General features: G+C 45.8%; 26 protein-coding genes and 3 tRNA genes. 14 read left to right on the plus strand and 15 right to left on the minus strand.

Translation table 11 applies throughout. The annotated features are described in order from the left end of the window. Positions 1-12: 12 nt before the first annotated feature. A complete protein-coding gene (locus CI960_RS01550) occupies positions 13-3,339 on the minus strand; it encodes a TonB-dependent receptor (protein ID WP_005859012.1) in 3,327 nt (1,108 codons plus the stop codon). A gap of 396 nt (positions 3,340-3,735) precedes the next feature. Here CI960_RS01550 and CI960_RS01555 point away from each other — a divergent pair, with 396 nt between their 5' ends. The 3 genes from CI960_RS01555 to gltA all read left to right on the plus strand — a co-directional run bounded on the left by CI960_RS01555 (position 3,736) and on the right by gltA (position 6,501). After that, positions 3,736-4,122 carry a co-chaperone GroES family protein gene (locus tag CI960_RS01555; RefSeq protein WP_005859009.1) on the plus strand — a complete coding sequence of 129 codons (387 nt, stop codon included), beginning with the start codon at positions 3,736-3,738 and terminating at the stop codon, positions 4,120-4,122. A gap of 91 nt (positions 4,123-4,213) precedes the next feature. Further along, complete coding sequence (locus tag CI960_RS01560; RefSeq protein WP_005859007.1) at positions 4,214-5,011, plus strand: sulfide/dihydroorotate dehydrogenase-like FAD/NAD-binding protein; 798 nt, start codon at positions 4,214-4,216, stop codon at positions 5,009-5,011. Positions 5,012-5,031: 20 nt separating this feature from the next. Next, positions 5,032-6,501, plus strand: a complete 1,470-nt coding sequence (gene gltA, locus CI960_RS01565; protein WP_005859005.1) for an NADPH-dependent glutamate synthase — start codon at positions 5,032-5,034, stop codon at positions 6,499-6,501. 93 nt (positions 6,502-6,594) lie between these two features. Here gltA and CI960_RS01570 read toward each other — a convergent pair whose 3' ends face one another. The 12 genes from CI960_RS01570 to CI960_RS01625 form a co-directional block, all read right to left on the minus strand. Further along, complete coding sequence (locus CI960_RS01570) at positions 6,595-6,978, minus strand: DUF3037 domain-containing protein (RefSeq protein ID WP_005859003.1); 384 nt, start codon at positions 6,976-6,978, stop codon at positions 6,595-6,597. Beyond that, positions 6,956-7,738: a HipA family kinase gene (locus CI960_RS01575; RefSeq protein ID WP_005859001.1), complete on the minus strand. Its 783-nt coding sequence runs from the start codon at positions 7,736-7,738 to the stop codon at positions 6,956-6,958. Before CI960_RS01575 ends, CI960_RS01570 begins: the two co-directional genes overlap by 23 nt. Before the next feature lie 92 nt (positions 7,739-7,830). Continuing rightward, positions 7,831-7,903 (minus strand) — tRNA-Gly (locus CI960_RS01580). A gap of 15 nt (positions 7,904-7,918) precedes the next feature. Beyond that, a tRNA-Leu gene (locus CI960_RS01585) sits at positions 7,919-8,003 on the minus strand. Positions 8,004-8,026: 23 nt separating this feature from the next. Continuing rightward, positions 8,027-8,099, minus strand: a tRNA-Gly gene (locus CI960_RS01590). A gap of 73 nt (positions 8,100-8,172) precedes the next feature. Continuing rightward, positions 8,173-8,646 carry a hypothetical protein gene (locus CI960_RS01595; protein ID WP_005859000.1) on the minus strand — a complete coding sequence of 158 codons (474 nt, stop codon included), beginning with the start codon at positions 8,644-8,646 and terminating at the stop codon, positions 8,173-8,175. After that, positions 8,639-9,979 carry an argininosuccinate lyase gene (gene argH / locus CI960_RS01600; protein WP_005858998.1) on the minus strand — a complete coding sequence of 447 codons (1,341 nt, stop codon included), beginning with the start codon at positions 9,977-9,979 and terminating at the stop codon, positions 8,639-8,641. Before argH ends, CI960_RS01595 begins: the two co-directional genes overlap by 8 nt. A gap of 13 nt (positions 9,980-9,992) precedes the next feature. Continuing rightward, positions 9,993-10,406, minus strand: a complete 414-nt coding sequence (locus CI960_RS01605; RefSeq protein ID WP_005858994.1) for a polyketide cyclase — start codon at positions 10,404-10,406, stop codon at positions 9,993-9,995. Positions 10,407-10,428: 22 nt separating this feature from the next. Next, positions 10,429-11,064 carry an orotate phosphoribosyltransferase gene (gene pyrE, locus CI960_RS01610; protein ID WP_005858992.1) on the minus strand — a complete coding sequence of 212 codons (636 nt, stop codon included), beginning with the start codon at positions 11,062-11,064 and terminating at the stop codon, positions 10,429-10,431. 86 nt (positions 11,065-11,150) lie between these two features. Continuing rightward, complete coding sequence (locus tag CI960_RS01615) at positions 11,151-11,840, minus strand: ComF family protein (RefSeq protein WP_005858990.1); 690 nt, start codon at positions 11,838-11,840, stop codon at positions 11,151-11,153. Continuing rightward, a complete protein-coding gene (locus tag CI960_RS01620; RefSeq protein WP_005858988.1) occupies positions 11,821-12,321 on the minus strand; it encodes a regulatory protein RecX in 501 nt (166 codons plus the stop codon). Before CI960_RS01620 ends, CI960_RS01615 begins: the two co-directional genes overlap by 20 nt. Further along, entirely contained in the window at positions 12,318-13,274 is a 957-nt protein-coding gene (locus CI960_RS01625) for a HemK/PrmC family methyltransferase (protein ID WP_005858986.1), read from the minus strand. The genes CI960_RS01620 and CI960_RS01625 overlap by 4 nt, the downstream gene beginning before the upstream one ends. 56 nt (positions 13,275-13,330) lie before the next feature. Between CI960_RS01625 and ribD the strand changes: the two genes are divergently transcribed. From ribD to murI, 8 genes are all read left to right on the plus strand, one after another. Then, complete coding sequence (gene ribD / locus CI960_RS01630; protein ID WP_005858984.1) at positions 13,331-14,410, plus strand: bifunctional diaminohydroxyphosphoribosylaminopyrimidine deaminase/5-amino-6-(5-phosphoribosylamino)uracil reductase RibD; 1,080 nt, start codon at positions 13,331-13,333, stop codon at positions 14,408-14,410. 119 nt (positions 14,411-14,529) lie between these two features. Then, positions 14,530-15,906: a DUF6242 domain-containing protein gene (locus tag CI960_RS01635; RefSeq protein WP_005858982.1), complete on the plus strand. Its 1,377-nt coding sequence runs from the start codon at positions 14,530-14,532 to the stop codon at positions 15,904-15,906. Between the two features lie 81 nt (positions 15,907-15,987). Beyond that, positions 15,988-16,692: a DUF6089 family protein gene (locus CI960_RS01640; RefSeq protein ID WP_005858980.1), complete on the plus strand. Its 705-nt coding sequence runs from the start codon at positions 15,988-15,990 to the stop codon at positions 16,690-16,692. An 11-nt stretch (positions 16,693-16,703) separates the two neighbouring features. Continuing rightward, on the plus strand, positions 16,704-17,447 hold the full coding sequence (locus tag CI960_RS01645; protein WP_005858978.1) for an isoprenyl transferase: 744 nt from the start codon (positions 16,704-16,706) through the stop codon (positions 17,445-17,447). A gap of 14 nt (positions 17,448-17,461) precedes the next feature. After that, on the plus strand, positions 17,462-20,152 hold the full coding sequence (gene bamA, locus CI960_RS01650; protein WP_005858976.1) for an outer membrane protein assembly factor BamA: 2,691 nt from the start codon (positions 17,462-17,464) through the stop codon (positions 20,150-20,152). A 172-nt stretch (positions 20,153-20,324) separates the two neighbouring features. Further along, a complete protein-coding gene (locus CI960_RS01655) occupies positions 20,325-20,840 on the plus strand; it encodes an OmpH family outer membrane protein (RefSeq protein WP_005858974.1) in 516 nt (171 codons plus the stop codon). A 74-nt stretch (positions 20,841-20,914) separates the two neighbouring features. After that, positions 20,915-21,409: an OmpH family outer membrane protein gene (locus CI960_RS01660; RefSeq protein ID WP_005858972.1), complete on the plus strand. Its 495-nt coding sequence runs from the start codon at positions 20,915-20,917 to the stop codon at positions 21,407-21,409. A gap of 90 nt (positions 21,410-21,499) precedes the next feature. Beyond that, the gene (gene murI, locus CI960_RS01665) at positions 21,500-22,330 is read left to right on the plus strand and encodes a glutamate racemase (protein ID WP_005858970.1); all 831 of its coding nucleotides are present in this window, start codon (positions 21,500-21,502) and stop codon (positions 22,328-22,330) included. 311 nt (positions 22,331-22,641) lie between these two features. On the opposite strand, the gene CI960_RS01670 is transcribed toward murI, so the two are convergent. Together CI960_RS01670 and CI960_RS01675 are read right to left on the minus strand one after the other, a co-directional pair. Continuing rightward, positions 22,642-23,010: a YccF domain-containing protein gene (locus CI960_RS01670; RefSeq protein ID WP_005858967.1), complete on the minus strand. Its 369-nt coding sequence runs from the start codon at positions 23,008-23,010 to the stop codon at positions 22,642-22,644. A gap of 3 nt (positions 23,011-23,013) precedes the next feature. After that, positions 23,014-24,312 (minus strand): M23 family metallopeptidase, encoded by a 1,299-nt coding sequence (locus CI960_RS01675; RefSeq protein ID WP_008772654.1) that lies wholly within the window; start codon positions 24,310-24,312, stop codon positions 23,014-23,016. Positions 24,313-24,457: 145 nt separating this feature from the next. Between CI960_RS01675 and CI960_RS01680 the strand changes: the two genes are divergently transcribed. The 3 genes from CI960_RS01680 to CI960_RS01690 all read left to right on the plus strand — a co-directional run bounded on the left by CI960_RS01680 (position 24,458) and on the right by CI960_RS01690 (position 26,786). Further along, on the plus strand, positions 24,458-25,828 hold the full coding sequence (locus tag CI960_RS01680; protein WP_005858963.1) for an MATE family efflux transporter: 1,371 nt from the start codon (positions 24,458-24,460) through the stop codon (positions 25,826-25,828). An 83-nt stretch (positions 25,829-25,911) separates the two neighbouring features. Next, positions 25,912-26,337, plus strand: coding sequence for an META domain-containing protein (locus CI960_RS01685; RefSeq protein WP_005858961.1), 426 nt, complete (start codon positions 25,912-25,914; stop codon positions 26,335-26,337). Then, entirely contained in the window at positions 26,337-26,786 is a 450-nt protein-coding gene (locus CI960_RS01690; protein ID WP_005858959.1) for an META domain-containing protein, read from the plus strand. Before CI960_RS01685 ends, CI960_RS01690 begins: the two co-directional genes overlap by 1 nt. Positions 26,787-26,788 lie beyond the last annotated feature (2 nt).

Raw genomic sequence — 26,788 nt, forward strand, 5'->3', positions numbered from 1 at the left:
ATAAAAATGGATTTAGAAAGTAAAATTCACGCCCAATAAGAACCGCATGGTTGTTGGCCAGCCTCCCATATCGACTCCTCTTTTTAAGTCTACACGTCCGGCTCCATCGTTGTCAGAATCGCTTTGCCGTAAATAAGCGTTGGTAAACTCTGGGTCTAAGCCTGTATATCCGGTGATCGTAAGGATATTCTCGGCTTGTAAGTACAGGCGGAGATTCTGGATACCGGCCTTCTTGAGTAATTCCTTTGGCAAGGAATATCCCAATACGAGATTTTTCAGGCGTAAGAAGGAGGCGTCTTCTACGTAATAAGAGCTAGAATAAGCTCCGGAATAGTTATCTTCCATATTCAGCATAGGAAGGATAGCATTACTGTTATCGCCATTCAATGTCCATGATTGATCTCTGAGGCGTGAGGATTTATTACCGTTGAAAGTCCAGAAATCGGTAAAATATTTTGTGTTATTATATAAGTCGTTGCCGATAGAGAAGTTCCAGAACATAGTAAAGTCCCAGTTTTTCCATGTTAACGTGGCGTTGAGGCCTCCGGTTAAGTCCGGATGAGGAGAGCCGATAAAGGTCCGGTCGCTATCATCCAATTTGCCGTCTCCGTTCAAGTCCTCGAAACGGAAGCGGCCGACATAAGCGGCAGCGTCTGCCTCTGTGATATCACTTTGTCCAAATGGCTTGGTTGCCATAACATCGGCTACGGACTCATAAAAACCATTTTGCTTCAACCCCCAGAATTCAGACACGGCATGTCCTTTTGTCGTACGGGTTACGTATCCTTCGATGCGCGTACCGCTAGCCCATAGAGAATAATCGTCAGCTTCCGCGAGTTTCAAGACCTCATTTTTATAATGGGATAAATTCAAGGATAGATCCCATGCCCAGTCTCCTTTTCGGTCACGGTAATTAAACATGAAGTCGAAACCGGTGTTCTTTATATCTCCGAAGTTGATATAAGGGCTTCCGGATTCTCCGGCCATCGAGGTGTAGGCCGCTTGTATCAACATATTGGATGTCTTCTTCGTATACCATTCGAATGAACCGCTCAATTTACCATTCTGGAAGGTCGCGTCCAGACCCAAGTTGACCATCTTGGTCATTTCCCATTTCGTATCAGTGTTACCGTAGGTACTGAGGCGGAATCCGGTTGTCTCGCTATTGTTCGCTCCGGTCATGTCGTAATTCGTATAGGAGGTGCTGGTCGTGAACAAATTGGCGAAATTAGTCGCGACAGGAATCTCTGAGTTACCCGTGACGCCGTAACCGGCTCGTATCTTTAAGTCGTCCAGCCAATCTCGGCTTGGTTCCATAAATGCCTCCTCTGACATACGCCAACCGGCGGAGATAGAAGGAAAGACTCCGTAACGATTACTTTCCGAGAAACGGGAAACACCGTCCCGGCGGATAATACCGGTTAATAGATACTTATCCTTATATCCATAGTCTGCACGGGCAAACATACCAAATAGCGCGAATTCTCCATTGTAAGTGGAAGAGTTGGTACGTTGGCTATTGTTCTCGCCCATATCCAAGGTGTATGTATTGGTATTGTCTTCGAATAAATAGTTATATCTACGTGCGTTGAGGGATCTGCCTAAACCATCCCGAATAGCCTCTGTTCCCAATAAGATGTTCAAGGAATGGATCTCATTGAATGTCCGGCTGAAAGATAGCGTATTGGTCCAAACCCAACGATAATTGAAGTAATTACTTTCGTAGAAATTATTTTGGCCACCGGACTCGGAGAACTCCGGGTTGTTCTTGGTCATCGAGTAAGAATAATCATTACGATAATCGATACCGAAGTTTGTTTTAAAAGTCAGCCCGGTCCATAGGTCTGCTTCTCCATACACGTTGCCAAATACACGTTGGGTAGTGGCATAATTATCCTTATTTCTTTCACGAATAGCTACAGGATTCTGGAAATTGCCGGTCCCGGCGAATAAGGAGCCTGCATAATTGCCCGCATAGTCATAAACCGGTACATAAGGAGAGGCCCGATAAGTCCATGAGTAGATGTTGGACTCTGTACCTGAGAAGCTAAGTCCGTTGTTTTTGCTAAAACTATAAGTTAGGTTCTCTCCGAATCGCAACCATGGGCGGACGTTATACGATGAATTAGCACGTGCTTGATAGCGTGTGAAATAAGATTCGATAGCGGTACCTTGCTGGTCGAAATAGTTCATGCTCATGGTGTATTGCCCTTTATCGGTACCTCCAGACAAGGACAACTGGTGATTCTGCATCCAACCGAGTTGGCTGATTTCATCCCACCAGTTCGTATCGCCTACGGGCGCATAGACTACGTTGTTCGCTTGATCGTAATCGCTAGGATCGATGGAGGTGCTACCACCGGCGCCGGTTACGGTCATGTAATTGGGTAGATGATTAACCCAAGAGTCGGAAGTACTTCCGAATTGCTGGTGGTAAGGTAATTCTCCATTGGCGCTGGCTCCCGTTAGGTCCAGATTGTTTTTCGAGGCTTGCCATTCGACATCAATACGGTCATAAGCGTTTAAGACGTCATAGCGTTTACCTGTTTTAGAGAAACCGTAATATCCGTCATAGGTTAATCTCGGTTGTCCCGTTTTTGTTCCTTTCTTGGTCGTGATTAAAATGACGCCATTCGCTGCTTGCGCTCCGTAGATCGCTGCGGAGGAGGCGTCTTTCAATACTTGCATACTCTCGATGTCATTGGGATTGATAGAGCTTAGGTCTTGGTCACGAGTGGATACGCCATCGATAACATACAAAGGTCCGTTGTCATTGATGGAATTAATACCTCGGATGCGTACCATCGTGGCTGAACCGGGAGCACCGGAGGTACCGATGTTTACGCCCGCCGCTTTACCTTGCAACTGTTGTGTGGCGGAAGAACCGGAAGACGCCAATAGCTCTTCAGTATCGATAACCGCTACGGAACCTGTGATGTCCTTTTTCTGTTGGGTACCGTAACCGACAACGACTACCTCGTCTAGATTTTGGGTGTCTTCCTTTAAGGTAATGTTCATGACGTTCCCGCTTGCAGGTGTTTGTTGAGTTACGTACCCGATGTAAGAGATGACCAGAATGGCATTCGGCTCTACTTCTAATACGTATTTACCATCCAGATCGGTGATCGTTCCGTTCGTGGTACCCTTTACGACTACGTTAACACCTAATAGGGGCTCTCCTTTAGCGTCGGTGATCGTACCCGTTATTTTCCGGGATTGTTGCGTAACGGAGGTTTCCGCTTTTAATACGGAACTTTGCGGTATGATAGCACCGCCTGCCAACATAAAGCATAAAGCTAGTCCCAGCCTGCTTCTAAAGATCGCATGTCTGTGTTTCATAATAAAATAGGTTAATAAAGTATAGTAAACTAGGTTCAATATTAAAGTTTGTTTAGAGTCTGAGCAATAAAAGTCAGTGAATGGGCGGATTTATTCTGTGAAATCGTGTTTTTTATCGGTGAACAACTTTTGATAGAATCCGATTGTTTTCTGATGGGGATAAATGAGAAAGGGCACCCGAAAGTGCCCTTTTCCTTAATGTTTACCTATTCTGCCGGTCTGTATGATGAACCGGATTGTTATGGCTTTCACAAGTTCTAACAGTGCAAATGTAAATCAAGGGAAAAACTTAGGAAAATATAATCTGTGAACGAGCGGATTTATTCAACGAACAGGGTTTTTTGTTCGGTAAACTTTCCGTAAGTTCGCGAAATAAAAATTTAACATCTTATAATCATGCAACTATCCATAGATCAAAAAGACATCGATAAATTCCTGATGATAGGCGATAAAGTATTGATTAAGCCTAAGAATCCACAGAGCCAGACGAAGACCGGATTGTATCTGCCTCCCTCGGTTCAACAAGGGGAGAAGATACAAGCGGGTTATATCATAAAGACGGGGCCCGGATATCCGTTGCCTTCTCAATCTGAGGAGCATGAGGTCTGGGAGAAAAAGAAAGGGGAGGAGGTGCAATACTTGCCGCTTCAAGCCCGTGAAGGTGATTTGGCTGTCTATTTGCAGAATGCCGCTTACGAGATCAATTTTAATGACGAAAAGTTCTTGATTGTCCCTCATTCCGCTATTTTGATGTTAGTGCGTGATGAAGGTTTGTTTGAATAAAGCCTTTTGTTAAGGAAAATAGGGCTATATTCACTTTTTTATCTTATTTTTGCCAGCAAAACAAGACAAACTATCAACAGTAGCGATTATAATGAATAAGATTGTAAGTAAAGAACATTTCTCAGCCAACGTGGTGAAGCTGGAAGTCGAGGCTCCTTTGATCGCCCGCTCCCGCAAGGCCGGTCACTTCGTGATCGTGAAGGTTGGCGATAAAGGCGAACGTATACCTCTTACCATTGCCGGGGCGGATACCGAGAAAGGTACCATCACCTTGGTGATCCAAGCGGTAGGCGGCTCATCCCGTAAGATCTGTGAATTGAACGAGGGTGACTATATCACGGATGTGGTGGGTCCGTTAGGGCAGGCTACCCATATCGAGAAGGTTGGAACGGTTGTTTGTGCCGGTGGTGGCGTAGGTGTCGCTCCGTTGTTGCCGATCGTGGAGGCTTTCCATAAGGCGGGAAACCGTGTGATCGTCGTATTGGCGGCCCGTACCAAGGACTTGGTGATCCTTGAGGAGCAGATGCGCCAAAACTCGGATGAGGTAATTATCATGACCGATGACGGATCGTATGGTACGAAAGGCTTGGTGACGAATGGTGTGGAGAGCGTGATCAACCGGGAGAAGGTGGATTTATGCGTTACGATCGGTCCGGCCATTATGATGAAATTCGTTTCCGCTCTTACAAAGAAATACGAGATTCCTACCGTAGCTTCCTTGAATACGATCATGGTGGACGGAACGGGTATGTGTGGTGCTTGCCGTATCACGGTAGGCGGGAAGACCAAGTTCGTTTGTGTGGACGGACCGGAGTTCGATGCTCATCAAGTGGATTTTGATGAGATGATTATGCGTCTCGGCGCTTATAAGGATATAGAGAAGAAATAACGAAACCACGTAATTGAATCATGACAACAGAAGAATTAATCGCTGCTCGTCGTGCCGAACCTTGGCGGGAGGCACTTCGCAAAAGCAAGAAAAATAAAGAACGTGCGGATATCCCCCGCGTGAAGATGAACGAGTTGGACCCGGAATACCGGAGTCGTACCCGTTTGGAGGAAGTTAACTTAGGCTTGACAAAAGAACAGGCCATGCAAGAGGCCGAGCGCTGTTTGGATTGTCCGAATCCTACTTGTATGCAGGGATGTCCGGTAAATATCAATATACCTACTTTTATCAAGAATATCGAGCGTGGGGAATTCTTGGAGGCCGCTAAGACCTTGAAAGAGACAAGTGCTCTGCCCGCTGTTTGCGGTCGTGTCTGTCCGCAGGAGAAACAATGCGAGAGCAAGTGTATCCATTTGAAAATGAGTAAGGAAGCGGTTGCCATTGGCTACTTGGAGCGTTTCGCCGCTGATTACGAACGTGAGAGCGGTAATATCTCGGTTCCGGAGATCGCGGAGAAGAACGGTATCAAGATTGCCGTGGTAGGTTCCGGTCCTGCCGGATTGTCTTTTGCCGGAGATATGGCGAAGCGTGGATATGATGTGACTGTGTTCGAGGCATTGCATGAGATCGGTGGTGTATTGAAATATGGTATCCCGGAGTTCCGCCTACCGAATAAGATCGTGGACGTGGAGATTGATGGCCTTCGGAAGATGGGCGTACAGTTTGAGAAAGATTGTATCGTGGGCAAGACGATCAGTTATGATGATTTGCATGCGGATGGCTTTAAGGGCGTGTTTGTGGCAAGTGGCGCCGGTCTGCCTAACTTTATGAACATTCCGGGTGAGAACTTTGTGGGCGTGATGTCGTCCAACGAGTATTTGACCCGTGTAAACTTAATGGATGCGGCGAATCCGGAAAGTGATACGCCGGTGCTACAAGGAAAGAAGGTGGCCGTGATCGGTGGAGGAAATACCGCTATGGACTCTGTCCGTACCGCTCGTCGTCTGGGTGCTGAGCGTGCTATGATCGTCTACCGTCGTAGCGAGGAGGAGATGCCTGCCCGTCTGGAAGAGGTGAAACATGCGAAGGAAGAAGGTGTGGAGTTCTTGACGCTTCATAATCCGATTGAATATATAGGTGATGAAAGAGGCCGTGTGAAACAGATGCGTTTGCAGAAGATGGAATTGGGCGAGCCGGATGCCTCTGGTCGCCGTCGTCCGGTACCTATCGAGGGCGCTATCGAAACAATTGATGTGGATGAGGTGATCGTCAGCGTCGGTGTATCTCCGAATCCATTAATACCCCGTGCCTTTGGAGGCTTGGAGGTGAGCAAGAAGGGTACGATCGTAGTGGAGGAAGACAGTATGCGCTCCGCTTTAGGCGATGTGTATGCCGGTGGTGACATCGTTCGTGGTGGAGCTACCGTGATTCTGGCGATGGGAGACGGTCGTAAGGCTGCCGCTGCTATGGATGCGGACTTAAGAGGATAAGTATAATATCTATTAGTTCTATAAGGAAAGACGGGTTGTTTGGACGATCCGTCTTTTTTCTTTTATCGTGATACGGAGATTTATGTTTATTATCTATAAGACTAATTCTTGAAATAATCTCTCAAATGTCTGTTCTAGATCGTTGGAAAAACCGGGATGTGGACGCGAGGTTTGGATAGAGGCACTTCTTATGGCGGTAAGCCAACGAAAGCGCTCCGGAATATCTAGGCTGGCTATAGGACCTCCATCCTTCGCACCGGAACATATCTTATCGAAAACGTGGAGATTCGTACACAAAGATTCTTTATCTATATCTGATGTGAACAGACGAAGTTTCTCCTCGTCTACATGATAGCGAGCCTTGATGAATTTAGGCCGTTTACAGAACATGATAAGGCCTACATTGATAAACTCCTCCCGTTCGATTTTCGGTACGATACGGATTACGGCATATTCATATAAGTGTTTGTCTTGCATGTCGAGCTTCATTTATAAACGTGTCAGAATGGGCGATTCGGTCAATTAAGAACCGGATATATACATCACGTATCTCTTGAGGCGTACCGGGACTATCGTTCCAATGCAACCAATCGTCGGGTACTAGACCTACGATCTCACGAATTTTCTCTTCAGTTAAGATACGTTTGAAATCTTTGTTTACTTCCTCCAGCAGCGTCGCTTGTGGCAATAATACATGATCCTTGATATGGATGAAAGGGCCGATCGCATGTTTTTGCCAATTTACCCATGAGAAATGGAAAAATAAGGAAGCTCCATGATCGATGAGCCAAAGTTCTTTATTCCATATCAACATATTCGTATTCCGGACCGTGCGGTCTATATTTGTCAAAAGAGCATCGAGCCATACGACTTGTGAGGCGAGTTTGGGATCTACACGATTGACTACCGGATCGAAAGTCAAGGCTCCGGATAAAAAATGTAATCCCAGATTGAGCCCTTGACTTGCTTGTAGTAAGTCTTGTATCTCCTCGTCACCTTCCGACCGCCCGAAAGCCTCGTCAAGATTCAGGAAGACCAATTCCGGTACATGGAAACCCAAGCAACGAGCGATCTCACCTCCGATCAACTCGGCTATCAAGGCTTTTGTCCCATGTCCGGCTCCCCGGAACTTAACGACATATTTAAACTCATCGTCTGCCTCCGCTAAAGCAGGCAATGATCCGCCTTCCCGCAGAGGCATGATATATCGGGTAACATTCGCAGTACGTAATTCCATAACCCTCACTTTAATTGAAGATAAAGATACGATTATATTTTAGAAATAAAAAGCCCCGCTATTCTTTCGAACAGCGAGGCCTTTTGGAAGCGAGCGGAAGACGGGACTCGAACCCGCGACCCTAACCTTGGCAAGGTTATGCTCTACCAACTGAGCTACTTCCGCAATTAAATTAGATCGTACTCGAAGCGGGACTTGAACCCGCACAGCCGCAATGGCCAAAGGATTTTAAGTCCTTCGTGTCTACCGATTCCACCATTCGAGCATCCACCTCTTCTCTAAGAGTTGAGCGGAAGACGGGACTCGAACCCGCGACCCTAACCTTGGCAAGGTTATGCTCTACCAACTGAGCTACTTCCGCATTGTTTGTTTCTCTTTTGCGAGTGCAAAGGTAGTACAAATATTTATACTACCAAACATTTCCGGTGAAAAATTTAATTATGGATGTAAATTTTATTACCGTTTGTATCGACGACATATTGTTTGAGGGCTTGTTTCTCCTCAGCGCAAGGCCCTTCCACCGGATTGCCGATACCGTTTAAAAGTTCAAATTTACTACCGCATTTCGGGCAGATGGCGTATACGGCGGATTCGTCCACCTCTACGATGACATTAGCGGATGCCTCATGAGGACAAGCGGCATCGAACGCAAAGAATGCACCGGTTCCGTTACTGGACAATCCATGATAGACCAATACGCCTCCAAAACCTGTTTGCTCACGATCTTGATCTATATTTGCTTGTGTGTAGATCTTGTAAGCTTGTATTGCATTTAACGCCTTATCTTGATAAGTGAGGTCCAATTCTAGACTAACGATACGATAGGGAATACGAGTCTCTATCGTATCTGCGCAAGATAATAGCGTAAACAAGATCAAAAGTGGAAATATCCGTCTTATCTTATCCATGGATCAATTTCTTTTCAGCCTCGTTCATCCGTTCGAAAGAGAAAGAACCTATCACACTACGCATCATGGCGGTGATTGATTCATTACATAGATTACCGATACTGCCTTCGTGTGTATGGTTAACGCTCTTCGAAGGAATGAATTTATCGGCCTCGATATCCAAACCTACTTGCTTATAAGCGTCACGGAAAGGCATTCCGGCCAAGACACGGCGGTTCACTTCTTCCACGCTAAACAAGAGAGAATATTTATCATCGTCCAATATATGCTCGTTTACTTTCACCTCACGCATCATATGAGTTACCATGCGTAAGCAATCCTTCAGCTCGTCGAAAGCCGGAAGGAAGACTTCCTTGATGATCTGGAGATCCCGGAAGTAACCGGAAGGAAGATTATTGCTGATCAAGATGATTTGCTGAGGCAAGCCTTGAAGCTTATTGCATTTGGCACGTGTCAACTCAAATACATCCGGATTCTTCTTATGCGGCATGATACTGGAGCCGGTCGTGAACTGATCCGGCAGTTTAATGAAGCCAAAGTTCTGGCTATTGAACATACAAGCGTCGAACGCCAACTTGGAGAGCGTAGCGGCGATACCCGCCATAGCGAAAGCTACGGTGCGTTCCATCTTGCCACGTCCCATCTGGGCGTATACCACATTGTAGTCCAGCGAGTCGAAACCTAATAAATCCGTAGTCATCTGGCGGTTTAGCGGGAAGGATGAACCATATCCGGCGGCGGAACCCAGCGGGTTGCGGTTGCAAATACGGTATGCGGCTTGCATAAGTTGCAAATCATCTACCAAGCTCTCCGCATAAGCGCCGAACCAAAGTCCGAACGAAGAGGGCATGGCTACCTGCAAATGCGTATATCCGGGAAGCAGTACATCCTTGTACCGGTTACTCTGGGAGATCAAAACGTCGAACAAGCCGGAAACCAACTCAACCAATTCCTGTATTTGCGAACGGGTGAAAAGCTTCAGATCCAATAAGACCTGATCATTACGGGAACGCCCGCTATGGATCTTCTTGCCCATATCGCCCAAACGACGTGTAAGCATGAGTTCCACTTGCGAGTGCACATCCTCGATGCCTTCCTCGATGATGAATTCTCCACGATCCGCTACGGCGTATATATTCCGTAATTCTGCTAATAAGACGTTTAGTTCCTCTTTGGTCAACAAACCGATACTTTCCAGCATCGTGATATGCGCCATAGAGCCTAATACGTCATATTTAGCGAGGTAAATATCCATCTCACGGTCCTTACCTACCGTGAATATATCTACTTCATGATCTACCTGTACATTTTTTTCCCAAAGTTTCTGAGCCATAATGAAAAAGGAATTAATAAGGCAAGGAGGCGATAACGGTCGAGATTTTATCCACAGCCTCTTGCAAAGGTTTCGATACCATTGGTTTCAAGAACGGATTCAGATCGGCACGAACCGTGATTTTTAACCGTGTGTCGTCCTCGGCCACCTGTTTCAATTGTATCCACAAGAAAAGGGGAACAGGAGAGTTGGTCGTCGTGAACTTGATTAATTTATTCGGCTCTCTTTCTACGATCTGGAAGGTAATCTTACCAACGGGATCGACAGCGAAACTACAGGTATCGCTGTCGAACTCAAAATTTTTTATTTTATCTTGCGGGATGCGATCCTTGATACGTTCCAAGTTGGAAAGATCGGACAACATCGTGAAGATACGTTCATCATTGTGTGGGATCTGTTTGACCTCACTCACAAATTCTTCAGTCATTGAGTGTCTTTTTGTTTATTACTTATTTCGGGTCCCAGTTAGCCGGATCTTTACGCCATTCCTGAAGAACCGCGATCTCAGACTCATCGATGTAATGCGTACGGACAGCTTCTTCCAAGACTGCGTCGTAGTTACTCAATGTAGTCAATGTTACTTTAGCGTCTTTGAAAGCGGCTTCCGCTACAGGGAATCCATAGGTAAAGATAGCTACCATACCCGCTACATCGCAACCAAAGTTACGTACGGCCTGTACGGCTTTCAAGCTACTACCTCCGGTAGATACCAAATCCTCGATGATCACTACTTTAGAACCCGGTTTCAATTCTCCCTCGATAAGGTTTTCCAATCCATGATCTTTTGGCGTAGAGCGGATGTATACGAATGGCAATCCTAATAAATCGGCTACTAAAGCACCTTGAGCGATTGCGCCTGTAGCAACACCGGCAATGGCATCTACGTTCTCGAATTTTTCACTAATCACACGAGCCAACTCCAATTTAATGAAGCTACGAACGACCGGATAAGAAAGAGTCTTTCGGTTGTCATTGTAGATCGGAGATTTCCAGCCGGATGCCCAAGTAAACGGATTGGCCGGTTGCAACTTTACGGCTTTAATCTTTAATAATTTTTCTGCTACTAAACTTTCCAGTGTTTTCATACAATCCTATATTTATATCAGTCTGCAAAAATAGATAAACTGAATGACATTACCTTGAATATCGTACGTTAATTTTTTATTAATATTTATGCGACAGACAGGGCTAAAATGCTGATGCGTATGCCCGGAATCCCTGATAAAGCCTTTGCGCAAGCGGAAATCGTGGCTCCGGTTGTGATCACGTCGTCTATGAGCAGGATATGTTTGTTTTTTAAGCTTTCCGGATGAATGACATTAAAAATAGAACATACATTTAACCAACGGTCGTAAATGGCCTTACGAGTTTGGGTACTTGTGTGGGTGGTGCGGGCTAGACTTTGCGTATCGATGGGGATATCCCATATGGAACGGATGCCGGAGGCGATCCATTCGGACTGGTTGTAACCTCTTTGCCGTTTTTTGCGGGGATGCAGGGGAACGGGGATAAGGAGGTCTACGGTACATATCGGGCTGTGATCCGCTTGGAGCTCTCTCGCTATCTGCCGTCCGAGTAGATAGCCCAACTCTTTATTATCATGGTATTTGAGCGAGTGGATCAGGCTTTGTACTTTTCCGCCTTTCTCGTATCGTAGATAAGCGGTGGCATATTCGATCCGGTTCTTTCCGATAAAAAGTTGCTCGACGGGGTTGTTCGCCTGTTGATGATATCCCGTGTGCGGCAGGTCGCATAGGCATTTCAGGCAAATTTGTTCTTCTCCCTCGACGAGTGGTCGTTTACATATTTTACATAAGTTTGGGAAAAACAGGTTGAGCAGATTATTCCATGTCGTCGGCATAATCCTCGCAGTCTATTCCTTTGAATAATTGGCTTAGGCAATTCAACGTGATCCGGCTTTCGAAACCTCGTCCGGCGGCGAAACGGAGTAACTTGTTGAATAGGTCCCGCTCGTCTTTTCCTTTTGTCGATTTCTTTTTGCTTTTTAGTAAATCGAGTAAGATGGAGCAGTATTCTCCCTCGTCAATGGCGGCGAGCGATTCTTCCCGGATCGGGGAGGGGATGTTTTTCTTATAAAGCTCGTAGCCTATTTTTACCCGTCCCCATTTATTGAATCGTAGCTTATCGTTCACGAAGAAACGGGTGTAACGGGATTCGTCGATAAACCGCTCTTTCAGCAAGCGGGCGATGATACGCTCGGAGGCGTCGGGGGGAAGTCCGGCGGCATCGATCTTTTTCTGTACGTCTTGTATGCAGCGTTCGGCGGCGGAGCAATAGGCGGCTGCCCGGTGCAACATCTCGGGTTCGGTTATCTCTTTCATATTTTTGCTTTTACGATCCGGTCTTTTCCGTATAAATCTTGTATTAATTCGACTTCGGTGTAATTCTCTTGACGTAGCATCGCTACGGTCTCTTTTCCGCAAAGGGCGTTGATCTCGAAATAGAGATGCCCGCCTTCCGCCAAATGCCTTTGTCCGAAGCGGGCGATGGCCCGGTAGAAGAGAAGCGGATCGTCGTCGGGAACGAACAAGGCTAGATGAGGCTCGTTCTCCAGAACGTTCGCTTCCATGGTCGCTTTCTCTCTATACATTATATAAGGGGGATTACTGACGATGCAGTTTAAGCTTCCTATAAGAGACGCTTCGGTTTCCTCCGTATGGGATTTTAGTTTCACGTACGTGAAAATTTTGTTTCTCGTACATGAAAATCTAGTTTCACGTACGTGAAAATTTTGTTTCTCTTGCATGAAACTGGAATAACCTTCGGAAAGGATATCCAATTCATGGAAGGATACGGAAACTTGATTCATACGGGCGTTCTCCTCGGCCACGGCGAGCGCTTCGGGTGATATATCCACCGCCGCTACCTCTGCCTCCGGAAGATGTTTCGCCAAGGAAATAGCGATACAGCCGCTTCCCGTGCCGATATCTAATATACGAGGGGCTTGGCCTTGGTAGTCCGTGATGATCCGCTCGACCAACTCGGCGGTTTCCGGGCGGGGAATCAATACGTCCGGCGTCACCTTAAACTCCATCCCGTAAAAATCCGCTATGCCTAATAAGTATTGTATGGGCTTGTATAAACGCAGTCCTTCTACAATCTCCTTGATTTTAAATTTCTCCGTATCAGATAATTCTTTACCTTTGCCTAACAGGAGTTGATGGGTAGAAAGACCGCAAACACGTTCCATGATGAGCCGGACGAGCGCTTGGGCTTCGCCGGGAGGATAAATATCTTTGAGGGAATTTCGGATGTAAGCGACGGTCTCAGTCATATCTTTCTCTTGTTTTATCGCGAAAGTAGTGTAAAAACCGTTTATATGCAAAGATTATGGTAGAGGTTGAAGAGAAATACATGGCTCGTTGCATCGAGTTGGCTAAAGGAGGGAGGGGAAATGTCAGTCCGAATCCGATGGTTGGTGCGGTGGTTGTGCATAAGGGCCGTATTATCGGTGAGGGATTTCACAGGAAATGTGGGGAGGCGCATGCCGAGGTGAATGCTATCGCTTCCGTGAAAGACGAGTCTTTGTTGAAAGACAGTACGATTTATGTGAGTCTGGAGCCTTGCTCTCATTATGGGAAGACGCCTCCTTGCGCCGAGTTGATTATCCGGAAAGGGATTCCACGGGTGGTGGTCGGTTGCTTGGATCCTTTTCCCGAGGTGTCGGGGCGAGGCGTGCGGATGTTGCGTGAAGCAGGGATAGAGGTAGTCACAGGCGTGATGGAGGAAGAAGCCCGTGCGTTGAACAAGGCGTTTATGACGCTACAAACGAAAGGCCGTCCTTATATTATCTTGAAATGGGCGCAGAGTGAGGATGGGTTTATCGATCGTTTGCGTACGGACGTGTCGGAGCCGGTCACGGTTTTGTCTTCTCCGGAGACTTCCCGCTTGGTGCATAAACTTCGCTCGGAGGTGGCGGCTATCATGGTCGGTACACGGACCGCTTTATTGGACAATCCTTCATTGAACGTGCGCCATTGGTCCGGTAATTCTCCGGTTAGGGTCGTATTGGATCGCCGGCTCGTTATTCCCGATTCTTATCGGTTGCTGAATGGTTCCTCACGTACATTAATATTTACGGAGAAGGAAGTGGAAAACCGAGAGAACGTGGAGTATATCCGGATAGATTTCGAAGGTCCGGTGATCCGGCAAGTGCTAGATCATCTTGCTGTCCGGAAGTTGGATTCCTTATTGGTGGAAGGTGGGACTCAGCTGATTAATTCTTTTGTGGAAGCGGATGTATGGGACGAGGCGAGGGTGGAAACGGCCCCGGTTCGCCTGTATCAAGGGGTGCATGCGCCGATGCTTGGAAAGGAGGCTGTTAGCGGCATCTCCGGACGTTCTGTTATGAGCATTAAAAATCATAACTATGAAATTTTAAATCATAACGATGAGTTCGAAAAATCATAACTATGAATTTTAAGGCTCATATAATCAACTAAAATATTATAAATATTAGCAGGTATTAGGGTGAAAGCAAAAAATGTTTCTACTTTTGTGCCTTTATATGCGACAAACTTATGTTTTTGATGAAAAATAAATTAGTACTATTTATAACAGGTTGTTTTGCGTTAGTGCTGTCTTCTTGTTTGAAGTCAGATGAAATCGTTGGTGTAGAAGCTATTAAGAATTGCCAGATACATACTTTTTCATTAAGTCATGATTCTGTGTCGGGGTTGGATACTGTGAAGTTTACGATAGACCAGCTAACGGGACGGATTTTTAATATAGACTCTTTACCTTTTGGTACGAAGATCGAGAAAGTGGTTTGTAAGATTGGGTTCGCTAATTCTTCAGTGATAGGTGGCGTGGAGGCTAGTCCCGAGGCTTATCCCGATTCCACTTATTATTTAAGTAGTTTGTCGGATTCCATCGATTTCTCCGCTCCGGTAAAGTTCGTGGTTCATGCGTATGACCAAGTCACGACAAAAGTCTATATGGCGCAAGTGAATATCCATCAAGTGGTTCCGGACTCTATGGTTTGGAGTATGTACGCGAATCCTATGATTGGCATTACCGTGAAGGATCAGAAGGTGGTAACCTACGATTATAATGGATCGGAGAATTACTTTATGTATGTGAAACCCGCCGAGTCCGGTAAACCTTACCAATTATATTACGCTCCGGTAAGCGCGCCTAAGGGTTGGCAGTCATTATCCTTGACCGGTCTGCCTTCCGATGGGCTTTTGATCTCCCAGATTACTGAGTATAACAAAGCTTTATATGTGCCGGCTACAAATGGCACTTTATATAGATCCGAGGATGGCTTGACTTGGAGCGCTGTAGAGAACGCCCCTTTCGTGAAATACGTTTTGGGTAGCGTGAAGCAGGGCACGAAACAGCCTTCCGCCTTGGCTACGATCGTGGATCAGGAAGGAAAGCTAGCGTTCTATGCGATGAACGAATCCATGGAGTGGATCGCCGGAGATGCGGTGCCTAGCGGATTCCCTGTTACCGGATTTAGCAATCTCCAATATGCCGCAATGTATCATGAGTACTTGATGACCGCCAGCGGACGTACCGTGGACAACCAAGTGGTTAATACGACTTGGGCTACCATGGATGGTATCTCTTGGGCGTTGATGGCTTCCGGTGACGCAAACTTCACGAAGCGTGAGGGAGCGATGATCACGAATTATGACGATAAGTTTTTCTTGATCGGAGGTATCGACGCTTCGAACAAGGCATTGAAAGATATGTATCAATCGATAGATTATGGTATTTCTTGGTCGTTGATCGACTCGATGGTGGTGTTACCGACCGACTATGCGGCGAGAGGCTTTTCCTCAATTATTGTGGATAAAGAGAATTTCGTGAACATTTTCGGAGGAAAGACCAGCACTGGTTCCAATGACTTGAACCAACTTTGGAGAGGCCGTATCAATCGTTTGATCCCGAAGGAATAGAAAAGTTCGATAGGAGATGTATAATTTTATGAGGCTTTTAGCGTTAGAAAAAGAAGTGTGGTATATATAACAGCAAGGCTTATGACTTCAACTTTTTTTCAGCGGCTTCTCATAATCATCCTATTGGCGGGTACGATCCCTACGCTTTGGGCGCAGGAATATAAGTACGAGATCGGTGGTATGGCTGGTGGCGCCTTTTATATGGGCGACGCCAACAAGAATACGATATTTAAAGGAATGAATCCGGCGGTGGGAGCCGTGTTCCGGTATAACATCAACTTTCGTTGGGCCTTAAAAGCCAACTTGATGTGGGGACAGGTTTCCGGTAAGACCGAAGGTATGGAGAACGTTTTTCCGAATAATGCCCAAACCTCTTTCAACCGTAGTATCATGGAGTTGGGGGGACAGGCAGAGTTCAACTTTTTCCCGTATAGCGATAAGTTCGACTATGCGGGGGCGAAGCGTTTCTCTCCTTATGTCTTGGTGGGCATAGGGCTGACGGTGGCTCCGGGTGGCGGGAAGACTTTCGCCAGCCCGAATATTCCTTTAGGCGTGGGCATGAAATATAAGATCAAGAACCGCCTTAATCTAGGGTGCGAGTTCTCGTTTCGTAAGTTATTTGGCGATGGCCTAGAGGGAAAGGACATGTTGGACGATCCGTATGGTGTTAAGGGTAGCGCTCTTAAGAATAAAGATTGGTACTCTTTTTTGTTGTTGTCTGTTACATGGGATTTCGGCCCGAGGTGCCGTACTTGTAACAATGCGAAAAATATAAGTGAATATTAGTAAGATAAAAAATGTCGTTGATTGAGAAAATAGACAAGAATCGCTTGCCACGGCACGTGGCAATTATTATGGACGGGAACGGACGTTGGGCCAAGGCGAAGGGGAAAGACCGTAGCTTCGGGCATCAGGAAGGCGTTGTTTCGGTCCGTAAGATTATGGATGCGGTCACTCAACTCGGATTGAAATATCTGACGTTGTACACTTTCTCTACCGAGAACTGGAATCGTCCGGAAGAAGAGGTCCAAGCGCTGATGAGCTTGCTGGTCTCCGCCATTCACCGGGAGACTCCGGACATGATGAAGAAAAACGTTCGCCTTACCGCCATAGGCGACCTTTCCCGCTTGCGTGAGGATGCTTATAATACATTGCAAGAATGTATCGATACGACTTCGGCGAATACGGGAACCACACTTGTTCTGGCGCTTAGTTATTCTTCCCGGTGGGAGATCACCAGAGCGGCTAGGCAACTCGCCCAAGAGGTCTTGGAACAGAAAATAAACCCCAATGATATAACCGAGGCTATGGTCTCGGACCACTTGACGACCAAAAATATCCCCGATCCCGATCTTTTGATACGGACCGGAGGAGAGAAACGCATCAGTAACTTCTTGCTATGGCAGTTGTCATATGCTGAATTCTTCTTTACGGATGTGTTTTGGCCGGATTTCAGAGAAGAAGAGTTGTATGAGGCTATATTGTATTACCAGCAACGTGAGCGTCGTTTCGGTAAGACAAGTGAGCAATTAATCTTATAAACAATAGCTGTTATATGTACAAAAGAATAGTGCTGTTTTTTATTTGCTTGGGTTTCGCTTGCGGTGCGTTTGCCCAAGAAATAGACACTACCCAAGTTGAGACGCCGGCAGAAGTGCCGGTCATTTCGTACTCGTTGGCCGCGAAGAAATACAAGATTGCGGATATAAAGATTACGGGTATCAAGAATTATGATGATTTTGTGTTGATCGGCTTCTCGGGCTTGTCGGTAGGCGATGAGATTACCGTACCGGGAGAGGAGATCACTACAGCAGTGAAGCGTTTTTGGAAACATGGCTTGTTTTCGGATGTGAAGATCTTGGCGACGAAGATCGAGGGCGACCAGATTTGGCTGGAGATTCAGCTGAAGCAACGTCCGCGTATCTCGCAAGTCAATTACCACGGGATCAAGAAAGGCGAGCGTGAGGACTTGGAGGCGAAGCTGGGCTTGAAGAAAGGTTTCCAGGTGACGCCGAACGTTATGGACCGTGCCAAGATCGTGATCCAGAAGTTCTTCGATGGCAAAGGCTTTAAGAACGTGGATGTCGAGATCGAGCAAAAGGACGATCCCGCGAATGAAGGTGAGGTGATCGTGGATATCAATATCGATAAGAATGAAAAGACCAAGATCCATCGTATCTATTTTGAGGGTAACGAAAAACTGACCGCCCGGGAGTTGAAGAAGGCGATGAAGAAGACGAACGAGAAGTTCAGCTTGCCGAACGACTGGAAAACCAGTATCATGGAGATGTTCAGCACGAAGAAGTTCACGACTGAGGAATATGAGAACGATAAGAAAAATATAATCGCTAAATATAACGAGCATGGTTATCGCGACGCCGTATTGTTGTCCGATAGCGTAGCGAACTTTAACGAGAAGAAGGTAGATATCTTCTTGAAAGTGGATGAAGGTGAGAAATACTATTTGAAAGATATTCGCTTCGTGGGTAATACGCAATATTCTACGGACTATTTGATGGCCGTGCTGGGTATGAAACCGGGCGAGGTGTATAATCAAAAGAAATTGAACGAACGTTTGAGTACGGATGAGGATGCCGTTTCGAATGTCTATTTTAATAACGGTTATTTGTTCTTCAACGCCGATCCGGTAGAGGTGGATGTAGCGAATGACTCTATCTCGTTAGAGATCCGTATCCAAGAGGGTCCGCAAGCGACGATCAACCGTATTATCATTAATGGTAATGACCGTCTGTATGAGGATATCGTTCGCCGTGAGTTGCGTACGAAGCCGGGTATGTTGTTCAGCCGCGAGGATTTGATGCGTTCCGTTCGTGAGTTGGCCCAGATGGGACACTTCGACCCGGAAAACATGAATCCGGTGCCGCTGCCTGATCCTGAGAATGGAACCGTGGATATCGAGTATAACTTGGTTTCCAAGGCGAATGACCAGATCGAGTTCTCCGCAGGTTGGGGACAGACGGGTGTGATCGGTAAGTTAAGTTTGAAGTTTACGAACTTCTCTATGAAGAACTTCTTAAACCCGAAAACCTATAAGGGCATCATCCCGCAAGGTGAGGGACAGACATTGACCTTGAGCGGCCAGACGAATGGGCGTTACTACCAGGCTTACAGCATCTCCTTCATGGATCCTTGGTTCGGCGGTAAACGACCGAATACATTGTCTGTCAGCGCTTATTTCTCAAAGCAAACCGATATCAGTAGCAATTACTTGACCAATTCCGGTTATGGTTATGGCTATCCGGGCTATGGCTATGGTTATCCCGGTTATTATGGGGGCGGTTATGGCTATGGTAGCAACTATTACGGCAACTATGGTTACAATAATAGTTATGAGTATGCTTACGACCCGGATAAGTCTATCATGATGTTCGGTTTAGCGGCCGGTTATGGTAAACGCTTGAATTGGCCGGATGACTACTTCCAGTTCATGGCGACGTTGAACTATCAGCTGTATATGATGCATGATTGGGACTATTTCTTGGTTAATAACGGAAATTGCCATAATATCAACTTGGAGTTGATGTTGCAACGTAACTCTATCGATAACCCGTTGTATACTCGTAAGGGTTCACAATTCATGTTGTCTGTAGCTGCTACGCCTCCTTACTCTTTATTCGATGGTAAGGATTATGCGTCGATGTCAAGCTCAGACCCGGATAAGTATAAATTCATCGAGTATCATAAATGGAAGTTCAAAGCGAAGATCTTCTCTCCGTTGGCTCCGTTGACCGTGAAACGTACGCCGGTATTGATGACCCGTGTTGAGTATGGCTTCTTAGGTACTTATAATAAAAATAAGAAGTCTCCGTTCGAGACCTTCTATATGGGTGGTGACGGTATGAGTGGTTACTCCAGTACCTATGCTCAGGAAACGATCGGTTTGAGAGGTTATGAGAATGGTAGTATCGCCGGTAATGGTGGTTACAACTCTTATGGATACGCTTATTCTCGTTTGGCTATGGAGTTGAGATATCCGTTCTTGCTGGAGCCTTCCTCTACGATCTACGGATTGGTATTTGTGGAGGCTGGTAACGCTTGGACTGATTTGAAGAATTTTAATCCGTTTAACTTGAAACGCTCCGCCGGTGTCGGTGTCCGTATATTCTTGCCGATGATCGGTTTGATGGGACTCGACTGGGCTTATGGTTTCGACGAGCCGAATTATGGATCTAATGGTAAACGTAGCGGTAGTAACCTGCACTTTATCATCGGACAGGAATTCTAAAATATAGATCGGGTATAGCTTCGTATGTAGAGACGGGGCGTGTTCCGTATGTAGAGACGGGGCACGCCCCGTCTCTACATTTAAATAAATACTTTTAACGAATATTGGTAGGCTGTAAGTAAACCCTCTGTTATATTTGCAGTCATAAAGTAGAACTATAAATAAAGAGAGTATGAAAAAGATTATCACATTGAGCTGTCTGATGTTGCTTTGTTCTTTTGCCGGCATGGCACAGAAGTTCGCTTTAATCGACATGGAATATATATTGAAGAATATTCCGGCTTACGAAATGACCAATGAGCAGTTGAGCCAAGTTTCCAAGAAATGGCAAAATGAGGTGGAAGCGATTCAGCAAGAAGCTCAGAATATGTATAAGAATTATCAGAGCGATCTGGTATTCCTCTCCGCCGAGATGAAAACGAAACGTGAGGAAGAGATCGTGAAGAAAGAGCAAGAGGCGCAAGATCTGAAACGTAAATATTTCGGTCCTGAGGGTGAGTTATATAAGAAACGCGAGAGTTTGATGAAACCGATTCAAGACGAGGTGTATAATGCGGTGAAAGAAATCTCGGAAGACAAGGGATATCAAATTGTTTGGGATCGAGCTTCAGCTATGAGCATTATTTTCGCTTCTCCGAAGATCGATATCAGTAATGAAGTGCTGATTAAGTTAGGATATTCAAAATAAATGCTTACATTTGTGCGCTTTATGCATGAAAAGTGTGAAAGCTTGATTAATAACAAAGTAATTATATAGTAAAAATGAAGAAACTTATTGTTTTATTGTTGATGATTCTCCCGTTGGGAGCTATCGCTCAGGAAGTTAAAATTGCGTTTGTAAAAACTCAAGAGGTGTTTATGGCTATGCCGGAGGTATCTGGTATGGAAAAACAAATGGCAGACTTGAATGAGAAATATAGAGTTGAATTGAAGCAAATGCAAGATGAATACCAAAAGAAATATTCAGACTTCGTAGCGCAGCAAGATTCATTGACAGAAAATATCAAGTTGAGAAGAATGCAAGAGATTCAAGATATCCAAGAACGTATGGATAACTTCGTTCAGGTAGCTCAGCAAGACGTACAAAAGAAACAACAGGAATTGTTGCAACCGATCCAACAGAAGTTGCACGAGGCTATCCAGAAGGTAGGCGAGGAGAAGGGATATACGTATATCATCGATCCGGCAGCTTTGCTTTATACGGGTACTAACGCAGTAGACGCAACTCCGTTTGTTCGTACGAAACTCGGTTTGTAATTAGCGAGAAAATTTATTCTATAGAATAAAAGAGGGGGTGTTTTCCGAAAGGATTGCACCCTTTGTACTTTATAAAAGAAGGTTTCTGATATGTTTCCACAAACTCCCGGTCCGATCGGTCTTTTTGACTCAGGTTATGGCGGACTTACGATTTTCGATAAGATCCATCAGTTGATGCCCGGTTATGATTACGTTTATCTGGGCGATAACGCACGTTCTCCTTATGGAACCCGTTCGTTCGAGGTCGTTTATCAATTTACCCGTCAGGCGGTATTGCGTCTGTTTGAGTCGGGTTGCCAATTGGTGATCTTGGCTTGTAATACGGCATCTGCGAAAGCGCTTCGTACGATCCAACAAAAAGACTTGCCTACATGGGATCCCAATCGTCGTGTATTGGGAGTCATCCGTCCTACAGTTGAGTTAGTGGATACGATCAGCCGTACCAAACATATCGGTATCGTAGGTACGAGCGGTACGATTACGTCCAATTCTTATACGATAGAGATCGGCAGGATGTACCCACATATCCAAGTGACAGGCGAGGCTTGCCCCATGTGGGTTCCTTTGGTAGAGAATAATGAGTTTAATTCCCCGGGAGCGGATTATTTCGTGAAAAAGCATATCGACCATATATTATCCGTAGATCCGCAAATCGATACGCTTATCTTGGGATGTACTCACTATCCCCTTTTGATGGATAAGATCCGTGCTTTTCTTCCTTCCGGCATCACTCTATTCTCGCAAGGCGAGCATGTAGCGGAGAGTTTGCGAGATTATTTAGGGCGTCACCCGGAAATGGATCGTAAACTCACGAAGGGAGGAAGTTGCCGTTTTCTTACCACGGAGTCGGCAGAGAAGTTTTCTGAGGCGGCCTCTATCTTCATGAATACTCCGGTTTCGGTTTCCCAGATCGAGCTATAACGCCCCTAGGCCCTATGAGGGAGATGTATATGAACGCTATTTATACTTCCCTCCTTCTTTATGAATACTTGAAAGATATCGGATGAATTCATTTGAATATCTAGTATAATTCTACAGATCACGCCGTGAACTCTACAGACCAAGGCTTGATCTATACAAACCAAGGCGTGGTCTGTACGTACCATACCGTGATTTATGAAATAGAATAAGGAGCGAGAATGTATAGGTATAGAAAGAAATAGGTATAATACCTTATCCTAGCCTAAATTCTTGCCGGATGTCTGTCTTCTACAGAAAAGTCAGACGTTCCCTTATTGGATGCTCTTTCCGAAAGGCGCCAAGGCTAAAGCTGCCATCTTAAAATGTTGCATGCCGAAAGGGATGCCGATGATCGTGATACATAGCAAAAGGCCGAATCCCAGATGCGTAAGGCAAATCCAAAAGCCTCCGACGAATATCCAGATCACATTCATGATAAGTGACAGGCATCCTCCGGAATTCCCCTCGTCTACGACACGGCTGCCAAAAGGCCATAAAGCCAGTATCGCTAATTTTAAGGTCTGGAGGCCAAAAGGTATACCAATGATCGTTATCATTAGTATTAGGCTGGATATCAGATATTCTACACTTGTTATAATCCCTCCGAAGAGTAACCATATTATATTCCCCAAGAATTTCATACGCTAGTTATTTAAATGGTTGATACTATCTTTCTCATATATAACAGATGCTTTACTAACTGTGGCTACATGAAAGCTATCTATTTCCGCCAAGATTTGCCGCTTAACGAAAGCGAAACTATCTCTATAGGCCGGTTTCACCGGTTCAGAAGGGGGAGCTTCCATTTTTAGCGGATCGATAGGTTGCCCGTTTTTGTGGACACGGAAGTCTAGATGCGGTCCGGTAGAGAGTCCGGTGGAGCCTACATAAGCGATTTCTTGGCCTTGTTGCACATGGCTGCCTACTTGGATTCCTTTGGCGAAGCGGCTTAAGTGCATATAAGTCGTGGTGTATACGGAGTTATGTTTCACTTTCAAGAAATTGCCCCCGCCGTTTTGATATCCCTTGGCGATAACCGTACCAGCTCCGATGCTGCGTACCGGTGTACCGGTCGGTGCTGCGTAATCAACCCCATGATGCGCCCGGTATCGTTTGAGGATCGGGTGGAAACGGGCGTTCGTAAAACGGGATGTGATCCGGAAAAAGTCTAATGGGGCTTTCAAGAACGCTTTGCGAAGGCTGTTCCCTTCCTCATCAAAGTATTCGAAGATACTGTCTTGGGTGAAAGGAATCGCTACAAACTCTTTGCCTTGATGCGTAAAGATCGCCCCCTCGATAGAGGCGATGCTCAAGGCGGTGGTATCGTCGATGTAAGCCTCATTGTATAGAACCTTGAATGAGTCTCCATCTTTGATATCGAAGAAATCGATTTGCCAAGCGTACACGTCCGATATCTTGATCGCCAGATACGGATCACCTCCGTTGGCCTTGATCACGTTCCATAGGGAAGAGTTTAATACTCCTTCCGTATATTTTTTCTTGAGGGTGATCGGCTTATTAAATTCATAGGCGTTGATCGTATCGCCGGTCAAGTCGATTACGGCATAATCGGTCAGCGACTTGGCGAAGGCGATATATCGGATCGTCTCCAAGGAATCTACCGTGGAAAATGTGTAATAATGCATGCCGGCTCGCAGTTTCGTCGGATCGAGGACATGGGTGGATGCCCTGCTGATACTGTCTGCTTTCAAGGCCGTGAAGCCCAGCCCGGAGAAGATGGAGGCGGGATTATCCCCGTTTTTCATCAAATACTCTTTTACGTCCAAGGAATCGATACAGATGCCGTATTGATACAGATGCTGTGAGCTATCCACCCACTGCGTATCCATGTCTGCGTCTTCCGTGGGCTGTTGGGGCTGTTTGCAGGAGAAACAACTCATCAACATGACTAATACGATACATATAGGTAGTTTCTTGTCCATTTGTCTTCGTTTGTTCATCAAAAATTATTCAACCGGATACAAACTTACGGAAAATAATAGAAATAGCGAAACCTATTTAGCGTAAAGCTTTGTACCTTCGCGGACTCGTAAAAAAGGTGTTTAGGTAGAAAGCAGATCAATGGACATGTATAGACTATTCCGTGCCCCGAGAGGGCTGAGAGGCAAATTATTTAAATTAACAGGGCCTATCTTTCTGGAAACCTTGCTGATGTTGACTTTAGGCGTGGTGGATACGCTTATGCTGAGCCATCATTCCGATAACGCGGTGGCGGCGGTAGGTGTGGTGAATCAATTGCTGAACATGGTATTCCTGCTGTTCAATATTACCACGACCGGAACTTCCGTCATGTGCGCCCTCTATTTCGGGGCGAAGGATCATAAAAGTTTTATTCAGGTATTAGGGACGTCTTTGCTGTTTAACGCAGGAATCGGTTGCTTGATCAGCTTGATGCTTTTCTTGTTCGGTAGGGAGATGTTGGTCCTGATGGATATCCGTCCGGATCTGATGCCGGACGCTGCGACTTATATGCATATTGTCGGAGGGTTCGGCTTCTTCCAAGCGGTTAGTTTTACGATATCGGCGGTGCTCCGTGCGGCGAACAAGCCGAATTACGCGATGCAGGTGACCTTGCTGATCAATGTATTGAATGTGTTTGGAAATTATGCGTTGATATTTGGCCATTTTGGTTTCCCTGCCCTCGGTGTACAAGGAGCGGCTATCTCTACCTCTGTTTGCCGGGGAGTGGCGATGACACTTTTGTTTATCATGCTGTTCAAGCGGTTGGTGCCTCGTATCCCTTTGGCTTATTTCCGTCCGTTCCCGTTTCAGAAGTTGAGAGACGTGTTGAAGATCGGTTTGCCTTCGGCAGCGGAACAAATCTCGTATGATGCCTCGCAGGTGACGATTGTCTACTTTATCAATATGCTGGGTAATGAGTACTTGACAGCTCGTGTTTATGTGATGAATATCGTGATAATCGGCTATATCTTTTCTTTGTCGATCGCGCAAGCTACTTCTATTTGTACCGGCAATTTGGTGGGCGCGAGAAAGAAGCAAGCCGCTTATTTATTGAGTTGGTATGCTTGGAGGAGGTCGTTGCTGATTACGCTGGTCGCTAGTACCGGGGTTTATCTGCTGGGACGTCCTTTATTGGGGATATTCACGGAGAATCAAGCAATCATAACGATTGCGATGGGAGCCTTGCTGGTAGATGTACTCTTGGAGCAAGGGCGGGCCACGGTACTGCTGTTCTTATTCTGCTTGCGTTCGGTAGGCGACGTCGTGGTCCCGGTAATTATCGAGTTATTCTGTATGTGGTTCTTTGCCGTGTTCTGCGGGTATATGTTCGGTATCGTGTTCGGATTAGGCTTAGCGGGGATGTGGTTCGCTTTTGCTTTGGACGAGTGTTCCAGGGGAGCGGTACTCTGTTTGCGGTGGCGAACGCAGAAGTGGAAAAAGAGGATGTTAATCAAGAATCCTGTTAATATAAGCTAAAACAGGGTGCTCTTGGGAACATTTTGCCTTCTATTTGCGTCTTACTAATTACAATAGATATTTTATAAAAGATTATGATGAAGATGAAAAAGGTATTGTTTTATGCGTTTTTGCTTCCCGCTTTCGTTGGGATGATGTTTTCTTGTTCAGACGTCAAGACAGATGTGAAGAAGTTGGAAGGTAAATGGAATGTGGTAGAAGTGAAAGGTGAGAAAGTCTTGGAAGAAGGCCTGCCACAGATGGACTTCAATATGGCTGAGAAGAAATTACATGGAAATACAGGCTGTAATTTATTCAATACGACGATCACGTTAGATCCGGAAGATGTATCTTCTATTACGATCGCTCCGGGCGCTACGACTATGATGGCTTGTCCGAATATGGATTTGGAGACGAGCGTGCTTCAATCGATGGATCAGGTTCGTTCCGTGAAGGCCGGAAAAGATGAGAATGAGATGTTGTTGGTAGACCAAGATGGTAATGTATTATTAGTATTGGAGAGAAATTAATGAGAAAAGGTCTTTTTTATATTTGCCTGCTTTTGGTAGGCGTCGGTTTGTTCGCCGGCTGTAAATCCAAGAAAGCGGTGGTAGCTTCTTTCTCGGATCTGGATGGTGAATGGGGTGTCGTGGAGATGAACGGTAAGACGTTGAATCCCGAGGAGACTCATCAGGTTTTGGTGTTCGACGTGGCTCGTCAAGGGCTTTCAGGAAATGCCGGTTGCAATCGGTTGATGGGGAAGATCGAATATAATGATGCTTATAAAAATATCATTAAGTTCCCACAGGTAGCGACTACCCGAATGGCTTGCCCGGATATGAGCGGCGAACGTGAGTTGCTGGAAGCGCTTAATAAGGTGGTGCGCTTTGAGGCACAGGGTGAGGCGGCTCCTGTTACGGAAATCGCTTTGTTCGGGACCAATAATGATAAGTTGTTGGTGATCAAAAAGCAAAAATAAAA

This window comes from Parabacteroides sp. CT06, from assembly GCF_002257605.1.
Lineage (GTDB): Bacteria > Bacteroidota > Bacteroidia > Bacteroidales > Tannerellaceae > Parabacteroides > Parabacteroides distasonis.

What these genes read in the sequence shown, in the direction of transcription:
- CI960_RS01595 (WP_005859000.1), bottom strand. Translation starts at nt 8,646, where the DNA reads ATGGATAAGATAAGACGGATATTTCCACTTTTGATCTTGTTTACGCTA.
- gltA (WP_005859005.1), top strand. Translation starts at nt 5,032, where the DNA reads ATGACAACAGAAGAATTAATCGCTGCTCGTCGTGCCGAACCTTGGCGG.
- CI960_RS01660 (WP_005858972.1), top strand. Translation starts at nt 20,915, where the DNA reads ATGAAGAAACTTATTGTTTTATTGTTGATGATTCTCCCGTTGGGAGCT.
- CI960_RS01640 (WP_005858980.1), top strand. Translation starts at nt 15,988, where the DNA reads ATGACTTCAACTTTTTTTCAGCGGCTTCTCATAATCATCCTATTGGCG.
- CI960_RS01670 (WP_005858967.1), bottom strand. Translation starts at nt 23,010, where the DNA reads ATGAAATTCTTGGGGAATATAATATGGTTACTCTTCGGAGGGATTATA.
- murI (WP_005858970.1), top strand. Translation starts at nt 21,500, where the DNA reads ATGTTTCCACAAACTCCCGGTCCGATCGGTCTTTTTGACTCAGGTTAT.
- CI960_RS01675 (WP_008772654.1), bottom strand. Translation starts at nt 24,312, where the DNA reads ATGGACAAGAAACTACCTATATGTATCGTATTAGTCATGTTGATGAGT.
- argH (WP_005858998.1), bottom strand. Translation starts at nt 9,979, where the DNA reads ATGGCTCAGAAACTTTGGGAAAAAAATGTACAGGTAGATCATGAAGTA.
- CI960_RS01605 (WP_005858994.1), bottom strand. Translation starts at nt 10,406, where the DNA reads ATGACTGAAGAATTTGTGAGTGAGGTCAAACAGATCCCACACAATGAT.
- CI960_RS01555 (WP_005859009.1), top strand. Translation starts at nt 3,736, where the DNA reads ATGCAACTATCCATAGATCAAAAAGACATCGATAAATTCCTGATGATA.
- CI960_RS01570 (WP_005859003.1), bottom strand. Translation starts at nt 6,978, where the DNA reads ATGCAAGACAAACACTTATATGAATATGCCGTAATCCGTATCGTACCG.
- CI960_RS01645 (WP_005858978.1), top strand. Translation starts at nt 16,704, where the DNA reads ATGTCGTTGATTGAGAAAATAGACAAGAATCGCTTGCCACGGCACGTG.
- CI960_RS01560 (WP_005859007.1), top strand. Translation starts at nt 4,214, where the DNA reads ATGAATAAGATTGTAAGTAAAGAACATTTCTCAGCCAACGTGGTGAAG.
- CI960_RS01680 (WP_005858963.1), top strand. Translation starts at nt 24,458, where the DNA reads ATGTATAGACTATTCCGTGCCCCGAGAGGGCTGAGAGGCAAATTATTT.
- CI960_RS01620 (WP_005858988.1), bottom strand. Translation starts at nt 12,321, where the DNA reads ATGAAAGAGATAACCGAACCCGAGATGTTGCACCGGGCAGCCGCCTAT.
- CI960_RS01550 (WP_005859012.1), bottom strand. Translation starts at nt 3,339, where the DNA reads ATGAAACACAGACATGCGATCTTTAGAAGCAGGCTGGGACTAGCTTTA.
- CI960_RS01690 (WP_005858959.1), top strand. Translation starts at nt 26,337, where the DNA reads ATGAGAAAAGGTCTTTTTTATATTTGCCTGCTTTTGGTAGGCGTCGGT.
- bamA (WP_005858976.1), top strand. Translation starts at nt 17,462, where the DNA reads ATGTACAAAAGAATAGTGCTGTTTTTTATTTGCTTGGGTTTCGCTTGC.
- ribD (WP_005858984.1), top strand. Translation starts at nt 13,331, where the DNA reads ATGGTAGAGGTTGAAGAGAAATACATGGCTCGTTGCATCGAGTTGGCT.
- pyrE (WP_005858992.1), bottom strand. Translation starts at nt 11,064, where the DNA reads ATGAAAACACTGGAAAGTTTAGTAGCAGAAAAATTATTAAAGATTAAA.
- CI960_RS01655 (WP_005858974.1), top strand. Translation starts at nt 20,325, where the DNA reads ATGAAAAAGATTATCACATTGAGCTGTCTGATGTTGCTTTGTTCTTTT.
- CI960_RS01685 (WP_005858961.1), top strand. Translation starts at nt 25,912, where the DNA reads ATGAAAAAGGTATTGTTTTATGCGTTTTTGCTTCCCGCTTTCGTTGGG.
- CI960_RS01575 (WP_005859001.1), bottom strand. Translation starts at nt 7,738, where the DNA reads ATGGAATTACGTACTGCGAATGTTACCCGATATATCATGCCTCTGCGG.
- CI960_RS01635 (WP_005858982.1), top strand. Translation starts at nt 14,530, where the DNA reads ATGAAAAATAAATTAGTACTATTTATAACAGGTTGTTTTGCGTTAGTG.
- CI960_RS01615 (WP_005858990.1), bottom strand. Translation starts at nt 11,840, where the DNA reads ATGCCGACGACATGGAATAATCTGCTCAACCTGTTTTTCCCAAACTTA.
- CI960_RS01625 (WP_005858986.1), bottom strand. Translation starts at nt 13,274, where the DNA reads ATGACTGAGACCGTCGCTTACATCCGAAATTCCCTCAAAGATATTTAT.